Below are 13,275 nucleotides of genomic sequence, written 5' to 3' on the forward strand. Positions count from 1 at the left end.
CGTGGAGTCAGCGAGCAGCATGCGGAACCTTCCCGTGCAACGCGCCTGCGGGTGGTGGTGGGCGCGCCGGTCGGGAGAGTCTGTCCGGGCCGTATTTCCCGCTGCGGACACCCGTGTTTCCGCGGTGTTTCGTGTTGCGCGGGGGTTTCCGGAGTCTCACACCGCGAGATGGCGGTGGGGATGCGCGAGGGCCCGGCGGCCGTGGCCGCCGGGCCCTCGCTCACTGCCGGATCAGGCTCAGCTCGTCTGGATCGAGGTGTCGTCGATCACGAAGCTGGTCTGCAGCGAGGAGTCCTCCACGCCGTTGAACTTCAGGGTGACCGACTGGCCCGCGTAGGCCGACAGGTCGATCGTCTTCTGGCTGTAGCCGGTCGCCTTGTTGAGGTTCGAGTACGAGGCGACGGTGGTGCCGTTGACCGTGACGGTCAGCTTGTCGTACGCGGTGGAGGTGGTGGTCTCCGCCGTGTCGATGTGCAGCCAGTAGCTCAGGGTGGCCTTGCAGCCGGCCGGGATGCTCACCGTCTGCGAGAGGCTGTCCGTGTGGGCGGAGCCGTAGCCGTCCAGCCAGGCCTTCCAGGAGCCGCTGTGCGCGGCCTCGGAGGTGGAGCTGTCGATCACGCCGCTGGAGGAGGTCCAGGTGGTGCTGCCGGACTCGAAGCCGGCGTTGCCGAGCAGCTGCGCCGGGGTGCAGCTGCCGCCGCCACCGGAGTTGACCGTCCAGGTGAAGCTGGTGGTGCCGGTCTTGTTCGCGGCGTCCTTGGCGGTCACCGTCACGTTGTAGGTGCCCGCGGTGGTGGCGGTGCCGGTGATCAGGCCGCCGGAGCTGATCGACAGGCCGGTCGGCAGGCCGGTGGCGCTGAAGGTCAGCGGGGCGGTGCCGCCGCTGGCCTGGATCTGCAGGTTGGCGGTGCCGTTGAGGGCGGTGGTCTGGTTGCCCGGGTTGGTGACGGTGACGGTGCCGCTCGGCAGCGAGCCGACGTTGACCGCGGCCCAGGCGGTGGCGACCGCGTTGTACTCGGCGCTGCCGTTGCCGTACAGGTCGGTGGCGGCGTTCAGGGTCGCGGTGCGGGCGGCCGCGTAGTTGGTGGTCGAGGTCATGTAGACGCTCAGCGCGCGGTACCAGATCTTCGCGGCCTTGTCCCGGGTGATGCCGGTGACGGCGATGTTGTTGACCGTCGGCGAGTTGTAGCTGACGCCGTTGATGACCTTGGCGCCGCTGCCCTCGGCCAGCAGGTAGAAGAAGTGGTTGGCGACGCCGGACGAGTAGTGCACGTCCAGGTTGCCGACGCCCGAGTACCAGGAGTCGGCGGAGCTGCCGTCCTTGGAGGGCTTGTCCATGTACCGCAGCGGCGTGCCGTCGCCGTTGATGTTGATGAGCTCGCCGATGAGGTAGTCGGGGTTGTCCGACGGGATGTTGGCGTTGAACTCGACCATGCTGCCGAAGATGTCGGAGGTGGCCTCGTTGAGGCCGCCCGACTCGCCCGAGTAGTTCAGGTTGGCGGTGTTCGAGGTGACGCCGTGGCTCATCTCGTGGCCGGCGACGTCGAGTTCGGTCAGCGGGGCGTTGTTGCCGGAGCCGTCGCCGTAGGTCATGCAGAAGCAGCCGTCGTCCCAGAACGCGTTCACGTAGTTGTTGCCGTAGTGCACGCGGCTGTAGGCGCCGACGCCGTCGCCCTTGATGCCGCTGCGGCCGTGGACGTTCTTGAAGTAGTCCCAGGTGGCCGCGACGCCGAAGTGGGCGTCGACCGCGGCGGACTCCGAGTTGGAAGCCGAGCCGTTGCCCCAGGTGTCGGTGGACTTGGTGTACAGGGTGCCGGTGCCGGAGGTGCCGTGGTTCAGGTTGGTGGTGTAGCCGTTGCCGCGGCCGCCGTCCTTCATCTGGTACGTCGAGCCCGACAGCGTGGTGCCGATGGTGACGTTGCCGACGAAGACGCCGGTGCCGGTACCGGTCTTGATGCCCTCGGCCTTCTGGATCACGTTGCCGGTGGTGGCGTCGGTGATCACGTGCAGCTTGCTCGGGGTGCCGTCCGACTCGGTGCCGGAGACGACGGTCTCCCAGGCGAGGCGCGGGGCGCCGTCGGCGGCCCAGACGACCAGCCGCGGGGCGGTGTCCAGGGCGGAGCCCGACTCGGCGGCCAGCGCGGTGGCCTGCGCCTTCGGCGCGGCCAGCTTGGGCGTGGTGTTCACGCCGGTCAGAACGGCCTGGCTGGCCTTGTCCACGCTCTTGGTCGCACCGGCCGCGGTCTGGTGCACGACCAGGTCGCCGCCGAGGACGGGGAGTCCGGCGTAGGTGCGCTCGTACCGCAGGTGGCGGGTGCCGTCCGCGTCCACGATCGCGTCCTTGACGACGAGCTTCTCCTGCGCGCCGAGGCCGAGCGTCTGGGCGACGGCGGCGCTGCGCTGGCCTGCGTCGGACAGCAGCTGGGCGCGGTTCACGGCCGCCTGCGGGGCCACGGCGGAGGGCGCGGTGGGTGCGGCGTTGGCCACGACCGGGATGCCGGTCACCAGCAGAGCAGTGGTGGCCGCCAGCGCGGCCATACTCACCCGGGCAGGGGTGTAGCGGGACATGCGGACTCCTTTTCCGACCGGTCGCGGGGTCACGAGCGGTGGAGAGAACCTGGGCCGCGGGGTTGCGGCGCAGCGGGGGCCCGGGCCGGTGGGTGCGCGGCTCGGGTGCGGTGCAAGCAGAGGCGGTGCAGGTGGAGCGGCGGCGCTGGACCTGTCGTTGGTACGGCCGCACCGGGGGTGGGGGACCAGCCCGTCTGCGGCCGGAGGAATCGTGGCAGCAAACGGCCGATGAATGACAGATGCATGCCACCAGATTGGCCAAGAAACGCCAACGGGCGTTAACGCCTGACGGGAAGTCGCCTCGATCACCGCGGCGGACCTCCGCCGCGGCGCGACGCGGCCCGCCGGTGGCCGGATCGGCCCCTACCGGCCCGGCGGTGGGGCCGGTGGGTGCGCGAACCTGTTGCTGCGTACCTGACATGACGCACCATCGCGCCGCCGGGGATCGGTTTTCGGCCAAAACGAAGGGGCTCCGCATGGCTGCGGAGCCCCTTCGTCCTACGGACGTTCCGTCAGTGCTGGACGAACACCGCCACCGTGCGGGCCGGCACCGTGAAGGTGCCGGTGGCCGGGTCGAAGGCGGACTGCTTCACCACCGCGTCCGCGCCGCCGGCCAGCACCGGGTGCAGCGCCTGACCGGTGCCCTTGAGGGCGGCCAGGGTCTGCTGCTGGGCGGTGGGCGTGGCGTTGAAGACCACGGTGATGCCCTTCTCCGCACCGGGCAGGCCGGTGCCGTCCAGGTGCATGGTGATCACACCGGGGGCCTCCGCGGCGGTGCCGGAGAGCGGGAAGGACAGCCGCTTCTGCACCTCGGCGGCGGTGCTCAGCGAGAACAGCGGCGAGGACTGCCGGATCCGCAGGAACTGCTGGTACATCGAGGTCGAGGCCTTGGTCTCGTTGCAGCCGACGGCCAGCTTCGGGTCGGCGAGCAGCGACTTGGCGGTCGGCCACATCGACTTGTTGTCGGCGGCCATCGGCAGGCCGCGGCCCCAGCCGTTGCCCTGGGTGCAGTCCCAGTGGATGGCGTTGAACCAGTCGCCGGAGTCGAAGGCGTTGGCGTCCAGCGACTTGGAGCGCAGCAGGTCGCTGCCGGCCTGGGCGAAGCCGGGGCCCTGGCTCAGCGCGGTCAGCGACAGGCCGAGCGCCTGCATCCGGGCCCGGTCGGCCGGCGAGGTGCCGGTCGGCAGCTTGTAGGCGAGGGCGTCGAACAGGTCGGCGTTGTCGTGCGCGTCGAGGTACTCGACGGCCTCGCCGGGCTGCGCCGCGTAGCCGGTGGGGGCGCCGTTGTAGTCGACGGCCTTGCCGGTGACGGTCTTCCCGTTGGTGTCGGTGAAGGAGTAGCCGGCCAGGTTGCCGGTGAGGCCGACCTTGACCTGGTCCATCTGGTGCAGCAGGCGGGCCTTCTGCTCGGCCGCGGTGCCGTTGTCCGCCGAGCCGTTGGGGTCGGTGAACAGGCCGGAGGCGAAGCCCTGCTGGGGCGCCGAGGAGAGCATGAAGTTGCCGCCGCGGGCGGCGTCGCGGATCCGGTCGTTGAAGGTGGCGATGCCGGTGCCGGCCATGTTGGTCTGGGTGGCCTGGACGAAGCGGGCGTCGTTGGCCACGACGCCGAAGTTCCAGCCCTCGCCGTACAGGAAGATGTTCTTCCCGTCGACGCCGTCCTTCTGCGGGGTCAGCGCGCGCAGCGCCGACTGCACGTCCAGCATGGTCGACTTCGGGTCGATGCCCATCAGGTCGAAGCGGAAGCCGTCGACGCGGTACTGCCGCGCCCAGGTGACGACCGAGTCGACGACCAGCTTGTTCATCATGGCGTGCTCGGGCGCGGTGTCGGCGCAGCAGCTGTCCGTGGTGACCTTGCCGGTGTCGCTGAGCCGCTGGTAGTAGCCGGGGACGATCTTGTCGAGCACGGAGTGCTCGGCCTGTCCGGCGGCGGCGGTGTGGTTGTAGACCACGTCGAGGACGACCCGCAGGCCGGCGTCGTGCATGGCCTGCACCATCTGCCGGAACTGCACGGTGCGGGCGGTGCCGTTGGGGTCGGTGGCGTACGAGCCCTCGGGCACGGTGTAGTGCAGCGGGTCGTAGCCCCAGTTGTAGGCGTCGTCGGCCTGGACGGCGGCGACGCACTCCTGCTGCTTGTCGCTGTCGGCGGCGAGCGAGGCGAGGTCGCAGGCGGGCAGCTTCTGGTCGGCGCGGTTCTCGCGGATGGTGGCGATGTCGAAGGTCGGCAGCAGGTGGATCGTGGTGACGCCGGCCTTGGCGAGGTCGCGCAGGTGCTGCATGCCGGCCGAGGCGGAGTGGGTGAACGCCAGGTAGGTGCCGCGCTCGTCGGCCGGCACGGTGGTGTCGGCGCTGGAGAAGTCGCGGACGTGCAGCTCCTGGATCTGCTGCTTGGTGGCGGGGATCGCGGCCGGGCTGCGGTGCGTGTCCCAGCCCTTGGGCTTGGTGCCCGGGGCGGAGAGGTCGGCGACCAGGCTGCGGGTGGAGTCGGTGGAGAGCGCGACGGCGTACGGGTCGGTGACGGTGTTGGTCACCACCTGCTGGACGCTGGGCGCCCAGACCTTGACCTCGTACGTGTAGTACTTGCCGTCGAGGTCGTCGCGGTCGCGGGTGAGCGACCAGACGCCGGTGGCGTCGTCCCGCTTGAGCGGCACGTTCTTCGGGGTGCCGCCGGTGGCCTTGTCGTACAGGTCGACGGAGACCTCGGTGGCGGTCGGCGCCCAGAGCGACAGGGTGACCTTGCGGTTGTCGTCGCCGAACCAGCCGCTCTCCTTGCGGCCGCTGTAGACCGGGCCGAGCTGGGCCTTGGCGGCCTTGGCGCCGTACAGGTCGTCGAGGGCGCCGGGGATCTGCACGCCGGTGGCGGCCAGCGCGGCGCCGTTCGGCAGGTGCTCGCTGAAGATCAGCTGGCTGCGCAGGGCGTCGGTGATCCGGCCGGTGTCGCGGCTGTCGACGGTGAAGGCGCGGTAGCCCGCGAGGTGCGGGAACTTGCTCTTCTGGGCGTCGGTGAGGGTGCCCGGGTTGAGCCGGATCCAGCGGCCGGGCTTGCTGAGCACGCCCTTGTCGACGGTGATGCCGCCGGCCGGGTCGAAGATCAGCTGGGCGCTGGTGCCGCCCTTCAGCGCGGCGTCGCCGGCGCCGTAGTTGGCGGGCACCACGACGGTCTTCGCGTCGATCCACTGGGCGCGCGCGGAGGTGAGGTCGAGCTGCGAGGAGGTGCCGGCGGCCTGCGGCAGCAGGTAGCCCTCCTGGCCGCCGACGATCCAGATCTCGCGGCCGCTGGTGGCGAAGTTCAGCGACTGGTCCTGCGGCAGGTCCTTGTCGTTGCCGTTGTGGAGGATGTAGCTGAGGCTGGTCGCGCCCTCGGCGAGCGGCACCTCGAAGACCGCGCCGTACGCGTCCTTGCGGGCCGGCATCAGCGGGCTGCCCCAGTCGGTGGGGTTGGCGGCGCCCGTCCAGTCGTGCAGGCCCCAGCCGTCGTAGTTGCCGTCGGCCCGGTGGTAGTGGATGACCGCGGTGTTCTCCTTCACCGGCACGGCCGGGTCCGGGTCGGCGGTGCGGACGGCCGGGTCGCCCTCCTTGATCCACACCTCGCCGGTGGTGCCGAGGTCGATGTGGCGGTCGGCGTCGACGTCCTTGGTGCCGTTGTTCTCGACGACGAAGCCGACGTCGGAGGCGCCGGACTTCAGCTTGACGTAGGCGAAGGCGCCGTAGGCGTCGCGGCCGACGAAGCCGTGACCGTCGGGCCAGGTGGTGGACTCGCCGTCGGCGAGGTCGCCCCAGGCGTACAGGTTCCAGCCGTCGTAGTCGTTGTTCTTGCGCTGGTAGTGCACGACCGCGTACGGGCGGGAGGTGGAGCTCGGGGCCTGCTGCGGCACCGGGGCGCCGGTGGTGAAGGAGCCGGTGGTGGAGGCGAGCCGGCCGGCCGAGTCCTGGACGACGGCCTTGTAGCGGACGACGGTGCCGGGGGCGGCGGCCGAGACGTCCTGGGTGACCTTGAAGGAGCCGTTGTCGGCGGTGCCGAGGACCTGCCACGGGCCGGTGCCGACCTGCGCGGCGAAGGTGACCCGGTTGAAGCCGCTGCCGGGCACCGTGGCGCCGACGGTGACGGTGCCGGTGGAGCCGTCGGCGGGCGCCTGCAGGGTGATCTGCGGGCCGGCGGCGGGCTTGGCGAGCTTGCCGGCCGCCTTGTAGACCACCGAGGACATCGGCGGCACGGTGACGGTGAGCTTGCGGTCGGCGCCGGTGGTGCTCTTGGCGCCGGCGGCCGGGTAGACCGGCCGGAAGTCCATGCCGGCCGAGTAGGTGTCCACGGCGACGGTCTTCGGCTCGGCCGCGTTGTTCACCGCGACCAGGTACTCGACCTGCTGCTTGGCGTCGATCCGGGAGAAGGCGTACACGCCGGCCCCGTCGGCGGCGTACCGCTCGATCTGGGCGCCGTCGGCGAGCGCCGGGTGGGCCTCGCGCAGCGAGGCGAGGTCGGAGATGCCCTCGTAGAGCGCGCCGTGCTTGCCGTACCGGTCCGCGGAGCCCTTGCTGCCGCCGATCACGTTGTCGGCGTTGTACGAGGGGGTCTTGGAGGCGAACATGTCCTGCCGGGCGTCCTTGTCGCCGCCCGCGCCGGTGAAGCCCTGCTCGTCGCCGTAGTAGACGACCGGCTGGCCGCGGGTGAGGAACTGCAGCTCGTTGGCGAGCAGGTCCTTCTTCAGCAGCAGGTCCTGGCTCGCGCCCGGGTTGTCGCTCTGCAGGAAGCTGCCGAACCGGCCCATGTCGTGGTTGCCGAGGAAGGTCGGCAGCTCGTAGGCGTCGGTGGCACCGGTGGTGTAGCGGTAGTCCTGCGCGTACAGCTCGGCGAGGGACTTGGCCGAGCCGTTCTGCGAGACGAACCGGCGGGCCGCGTCCTGGAAGGCGAAGTCCAGGGTGGCCTGCAGCTTGCCCTTGGTGACGTACGGCGCGGTGACGGACGGGTCGGCGGAGTAGACCTCGCCGAACATGAAGAAGTCCTTGTTGCCGCGCTGGGCGGCGAACTGCTTGAGCGCGGGCGCCCAGTTCTGCCAGAACGCCATGTTGACGTGCTTGACGGTGTCGATCCGGAAGCCGTCGACACCGGCATCGGCGACCCAGGTCTGGTAGATCTTCTTGAAGCCCTCGACGACCTTGGGGTTCTGGGTGTCCAGGTCGTCCAGGCCGGAGAAGTCGCCCTCGGTGGCGGACTCGCCGACGAAGGTCGAGTTGCCGCGGTTGTGGTAGAGCGAGGGGTCGTTCAGCCAGGACGGCACCTTGGCGTTCGCGTCGGCCGGGGTGCGCAGCACCGGGCTGTAGGGGAACGAGTCCTTGGTGATCTTCGGCCAGGCGGTGCCGGCGTCGGCGACGGCGGTCTCGTCGACCGGGTTGCCGTCCGCGTCCAGGGTCGGGTAGGCGCCGGCGGAGCGGTAGTCGTAGCTGTGCTCGGCGAAGTCGACGACGTCGGCGGTGTGGTTGGTGATGACGTCGAAGAAGACCTTGATGCCCTTGTCGTGCGCCTTGCGGATCAGCTCCTTGAGCTGGTCGTTGGTGCCGAAGTGCGGGTCGACCTGGGTGAAGTCGGTGATCCAGTAGCCGTGGTAGCCGGCCGAGGCGTCGGCGCCGGTGCCCTGGACGGGCTTGTTCTTGAAGATCGGCGCCATCCAGATGGCGGTGGTGCCGAGGTCCTCGATGTAGTCGAGCTTGTCGATCAGGCCCTGCAGGTCGCCGCCGTGGTAGAAGCCCTTGTCGGCGGGGTCGAAGCCGTTGTCGAGACGGCCGCCGGTGATGCCCCCGGTGTCGTTCGCGGTGTTTCCGTCGGCGAAGCGGTCGGGAAGGACGAAGTAGAACTGCTCCCGCGTGAGGTCGTGCCGGGCCGCGGTGGCGGCGAGCGCGGCGTCGGTGGGCGGGGCGGGCGGGGCCGCGGCGGCGGCCAGCGGAGCCGAACCGAGGGTGGCGGAGATCAGGGACGCGGCCAGCAGGACGGCTGCTCGGCGGGGTCTGCGGTACGGGGTGGTGCTCCGAGAACGGCGGGGCTGAGCATCGGCCACGGCGGGCTCCCTTGGGGCGGCTCGTTCGTCATTGAGTTGAGGTGGCGTGGACGCTAGCGCGCTGCAAGATGTTTCAGCAAGATGCAGAAAATGTTGCAACCAACCTCTTGACCGAACCGTTGCGAAGGCCGCAGAGTCGTACGTGTGCCCGGGTAGTACCGCCGGATGCCGGGCGCGTTTCACGGGGATTGCTGCCCGTCGGGTCCGGACGACCCGGTCCGGTGCCTGACAGCACCCGACGGGCTCCCCCGTGGAACCGCACCGCGCGAGGGCGCCGGGGCCTCCCCCGCCCCGGCGCCGCCCCGGCCCCTCTTCGGCCCGTCCCCCCGGCTCGACCTCTGTGATGCGCACACGCAACAATGGATTGCATGCGTCCCCCCAGGCTCACTCCCCCTCCGACCGCAGGGGGACAGCCGGTGAAGAATCCCCGACCAGAGGATGAGCGGACGGCCACGGGACGTCTGGCAGACTTCTCGTCCATGGGGGAACCGACCGAGATCCACGCAGCCGACGCCGACCGCGCCGGCGCGGCGCCCATCGGCGGTTCCGTCCCGGGCGAGGCCACGCACCACAGGACCTCTCTGCCGGACGGAGCCACCAGCGCCGCCCGTACGCGCTCCGCCGCGCTCCGCGCGCGGGTCCGCACCCAGCGCCGCTCCCCCGCCCGGCCGCGGCTCTGGTTCGAGCTGGCGCTGATCGGCATCAGCTACTGGCTGTACTCGCTGGTGCGCAACGCCGTCCCCGAGCAGGCCGCGATCGCCCAGAAGCACGCCGACTGGGTGTGGCGCTTCGAGCGCACGCTCGGCGTCGGCATAGAGCGGGCGGTCAACCACACCGTGGACCGGGCCGAGTGGTTGATCGTCGGTATGAACTACTACTACGCGACCCTGCACTTCATCGTGACCATCGGGGTGCTGGTCTGGCTGTACCGCAGACATCCCGGCCGCTACGCGGCCACCCGGACGGTCCTCTTCGTCACCACCGGCATCGCGCTGGTCGGCTTCTACTGCTTCCCCCTGGCACCGCCCCGCCTGATGACCGGCGGCGGCTTCGTCGACACCGTCGCCGTCCACCACACCTGGGGGTCGATGGCCTCCGGCCCGGCGGCGCACGTCTCCAACCAGTACGCGGCGATGCCCTCGATGCACATCGGCTGGTCGCTCTGGTGCGGTCTGACGATCTTCTTCCTGGCCCGCCGCACCTGGGTGCGGGTGCTCGGCCTGCTCTATCCGGCGGCCACCCTGGTCGTGATCGTCTCGACCGCCAACCACTTCTGGATGGACGCCGTCGGCGGCGTGCTCTGCCTCGCGGTCGGCTTCCTGGCCGCCCGGCTGCTCTACCACGTCTGGGCGTACCAGCTGCCCAGGGTCCCGGGCGGGCCGCGCCCGCAGCCGGTCACCGTGCCGGTGCACTGGACGACCCCGGTCGGCGCCGGCCGCAACTGACCGCGGGCCGCCCCCGGCCGCGCTCCCCCGGCCCCCGGACCCCGGGGCGCAACCGTCACGGACCGTAGAACAGCCGCTCCACCACCGCGCGGGCCCGCCGGGTGGTGCGCCGGTAGTCGTCCACCAGCTCCCCGGAGTGCCCGGCCCCGTAGCCCAGGTAGCGGGCGACGCCGGACAGCTCCCGGGCGTCGCCGGGGAAGCTGTCCCCGGCCCGGCCGCGCACCAGCATCACCGCGCTGCGCACCCGGGAGGCCAGCACCCAGGCGGTGTCCAGCACCAGGGCGTCCTCGTGCGAGACCAGCCCGGCCCGCGCCGCCTCCGCCAACGCCGCCCGCGTCCGGGTGGTGCGCAGCCCCGGCAGCTCGTGGCCGTGCTGGAGCTGGAAGAGCTGCACCACCCACTCGACGTCGGCGAGGCCGCCCCGGCCGATCTTGGTGTGGGTGGTCGGGTCGGCACCGCGCGGCAGCCGCTCGGACTCGATCCTGGCCTTGATCCGCCGGATCTCCACCAGGTCGCGCTCCGGCACCCCGCCGCCCGGGTAGCGCAGCGGGTCGATCAGCGCCCGGAACCGCTCCCCCAGCGCCGCGTCGCCCGCCACCGGCTCGGCCCGCAGCAGCGCCTGGCTCTCCCACACGTGCGACCACCGCCGGTAGTAGGCGGCGTACGAGGCGAGGGTGCGCACCAGCGGGCCGTTGCGGCCCTCGGGGCGCAGGTCGGCGTCGACCAGCAGCGGCGGCTCGGTGGAGGGGGCGGCGAGCAGGGTGCGCAGCTCGTTGCAGACGGCGTGCGCCGCCCGGGCGGCGTCCTCGTCGAGGGCCTCCAGCACCGGCTCGTGGACGAGCAGGACGTCCGCGTCGGAGCCGTAGCCCAGCTCGTGGCCGCCGAAGCGGCCCATCGCGATCACCGCGATCCTGGTCGGCAGCTCGCCGTTGCGGGCCTCCCAGCCGGCGGTGCAGGCCCGCAGCGCGCCCTGCAGGGTGGCCGCGTTGAGGGCGGTCAGGGCCTCGGCCGCGGTGTCGAGGGCCTCCGCGGGGTCGTCGCCGAGGCGGCCGAGCACGTCGGCGGCGGCGGTGCGGAACAGTTCGCGGCGGCGGACGGCGCGGGCCGCGGCCACCCCGGCTGCGGCGTCCCCGGCCCGGCCCACCGCGGCGAGGATCTCCTGCTCCAGCGCGGCCCGGCCGCGCGGCACCAGGCCCTGCGGGTCGCCGAGCATGGCGACCGCCTCGGGGGCGCGCAGCAACAGATCCGGGGCGAGCCGGCCGGCCGACAGCACCCGGGCGAGCTGCTCCGCGGCGGCGCCCTCGTCGCGCAGCAGCCGCAGGTACCAGGGGGTTCGGCCGAGCGCGTCGGAGACCTGCCGGAAGTTGAGCAGCCCGGCGTCCGGGTCGGCGGAGTCGGCGAACCAGCCGAGCAGGACGGGCAGCAGGGTGCGCTGGATGGCGGCCTTGCGGCTGACGCCGGAGGCGAGGGAGGACAGGTGGCGCAGCGCGGCCGCGGGGTCGGCGTAGCCGAGCGCCTCCAGCCGGGCCTTGGCGGCGTCCGCGCGCAGACCGGCCGCACCGGCCGGCAGCTCGGCGACGGCGTCCAGCAGCGGCCGGTAGAACAGCCGCTCGTGGAGGCGGCGGACCTCGACGGCGTGCCGCTTCCACTCGCGCTGCAGGGCGGCGACCGGGTCCGCCCGGGTGTCGTCGTTGATCAGGACGGCGAGCGAGCGGGCCAGCCGGCGCTGGTCGGCCTGGCCGGTCGGCATCAGGTGGGTGCGGCGCAGCCGGTGCAGCTGGATGCGGTGCTCCAGCGCGCGCAGGAAGCGGTAGGCGGTGTCGAGCGAGGCGGCGTCGGCGCGGCCGACGTAGCCGCCCGCGCTGAGCGCCTGCAGGGCCTGCAGGGTGTTGCCGCTGCGCAGCGAGGGGTCGGTGCGGCCGTGCACCAGCTGGAGCAGCTGGACGGCGAACTCGACGTCGCGCAGGCCGCCGGGGCCCAGCTTGAGCTGCCGGTCGAGTTCGGTGGCGGGGATCGCGTCGACGACCCGGCGGCGCATCTGCTGGACGTCGGCGACGAAGTTCTCCCGGGCGGCGGCCTGCCACACCAGCGGGGCGATGGCCTCGGTGTAGGCGGCGCCGAGCTCCTCGTCGCCGGCGACCGGGCGGGCCTTGAGCAGTGCCTGGAACTCCCAGGTCTTGGCCCAGCGCTGGTAGTAGGCGAGGTGGCTGGCGAGGGTGCGCACCAGCGGGCCGTTGCGGCCCTCCGGGCGGAGGTTGGCGTCGACCGGCCAGATGACGCCCTCGCCGGTGGTGTCGGAGCAGATCCGCATCAGCCGGGCGGCGAGCCGGGTGGCGGCCTGCATCGCCCGGTGCTCCTCGGTGTCCTCGGCCGCCTCGGCGACGAAGACCACGTCCACGTCGGAGACGTAGTTGAGTTCGCCGCCGCCGCACTTGCCCATGCCGATCACGGCCAGCCGGCAGGCCGCCGCCGCGTCCGGGTCCTCGGCGGAGGCGATGTCCAGGGCGGTCTGCAGGGTGGCGCCGGCGAGGTCGGCGAGTTCGGCGGAGGCCTGCGACAGGTCGGTGGTGCCGGTGAGGTCGCGGGCGGCGATGGCGAGCAGACAGCGGCGGTAGGCGGTGCGCAGCACGTCGGGGCGGCGCGGCGGGTCGGCGGCCCAGACGCGCTCGGCGAGGGCGCGGCGGAACTCGGCGGCGCCCGGGTGGATGTCGTGCTGCTCGAAGCTGACCAGCGCGTGCCAGTCCTCCGGGTGGCGGGCCAGGTGGTCGCCGAGGGCGGCGGAGGCGCCGAGCACGGCGAGCAGGCGGTCGCGCAGCGGCTTGGCGGTGGTGAGGGTGTCGCGCAGGGTGTGCCGCTCGGGCTCGTCGAGGGCCTCCAGCAAGCGGGCGAGGCCGAGCAGGGCGAGGTCGGGGTCGGCGGTGGAGCCGAGCGAGTCCAGCAGCAGGGAGTCGTCGGCGAGGCCGGTGAGCGCCGGTTCGGCCAGGCGCGCCACGGCGGCGTCCGGGTCCTCGAAGCCGCGCCTGACCAGCCGGACCTCCAGGCGGCTGGTCCGGCCGCCGGTCCGTTCATCCACCGACATCGCCCCTCCCGATGTTCGCGGCCCGTCGGACGGGTGCGTGTCTACGAGCCTACGGGCCGCGGTGTTGGGGCGCTCGGGTGGTCGATCCGGGGGCGCGTGGGGGCACCTACCGGCCCCCGGCGCCCCTGAATCGACC

4 protein-coding genes are annotated in these 13,275 nt (G+C 72.2%); 1 reads left to right on the forward strand and 3 read right to left on the reverse strand.

What is annotated here, in order from left to right; genetic code table 11:
- Positions 1 to 237: 237 nt before the first annotated feature.
- Together ABZ641_RS13600 and pulA are read right to left on the reverse strand one after the other, a co-directional pair.
- The gene (locus ABZ641_RS13600) at positions 238 to 2,568 is read right to left on the reverse strand and encodes a M4 family metallopeptidase (RefSeq protein ID WP_344626215.1); all 2,331 of its coding nucleotides are present in this window, start codon (positions 2,566 to 2,568) and stop codon (positions 238 to 240) included.
- A 512-nt stretch (positions 2,569 to 3,080) separates the two neighbouring features.
- Positions 3,081 to 8,615: a pullulanase-type alpha-1,6-glucosidase gene (pulA, locus tag ABZ641_RS13605; protein WP_359981569.1), complete on the reverse strand. Its 5,535-nt coding sequence runs from the start codon at positions 8,613 to 8,615 to the stop codon at positions 3,081 to 3,083.
- A 479-nt stretch (positions 8,616 to 9,094) separates the two neighbouring features.
- Here pulA and ABZ641_RS13610 point away from each other — a divergent pair, with 479 nt between their 5' ends.
- Positions 9,095 to 10,060, forward strand: a complete 966-nt coding sequence (locus ABZ641_RS13610; RefSeq protein WP_344626213.1) for a phosphatase PAP2 family protein — start codon at positions 9,095 to 9,097, stop codon at positions 10,058 to 10,060.
- A 55-nt stretch (positions 10,061 to 10,115) separates the two neighbouring features.
- On the opposite strand, the gene ABZ641_RS13615 is transcribed toward ABZ641_RS13610, so the two are convergent.
- Positions 10,116 to 13,139 (reverse strand): bifunctional [glutamine synthetase] adenylyltransferase/[glutamine synthetase]-adenylyl-L-tyrosine phosphorylase, encoded by a 3,024-nt coding sequence (locus tag ABZ641_RS13615; protein WP_359981572.1) that lies wholly within the window; start codon positions 13,137 to 13,139, stop codon positions 10,116 to 10,118.
- Positions 13,140 to 13,275 lie beyond the last annotated feature (136 nt).

The sequence above is a fragment of the Kitasatospora sp. NPDC007106 genome (genome assembly GCF_040634455.1).
GTDB classification, from domain to species: Bacteria; Actinomycetota; Actinomycetes; order Streptomycetales; family Streptomycetaceae; genus Kitasatospora; species Kitasatospora arboriphila.

Excerpts from the sequence above, each read along its gene's own strand:
- ABZ641_RS13610 (WP_344626213.1), top strand. The coding sequence starts at position 9,095 with ATGGGGGAACCGACCGAGATCCACGCAGCCGACGCCGACCGCGCCGGC.
- ABZ641_RS13600 (WP_344626215.1), bottom strand. The coding sequence starts at position 2,568 with ATGTCCCGCTACACCCCTGCCCGGGTGAGTATGGCCGCGCTGGCGGCC.
- ABZ641_RS13615 (WP_359981572.1), bottom strand. The coding sequence starts at position 13,139 with ATGTCGGTGGATGAACGGACCGGCGGCCGGACCAGCCGCCTGGAGGTC.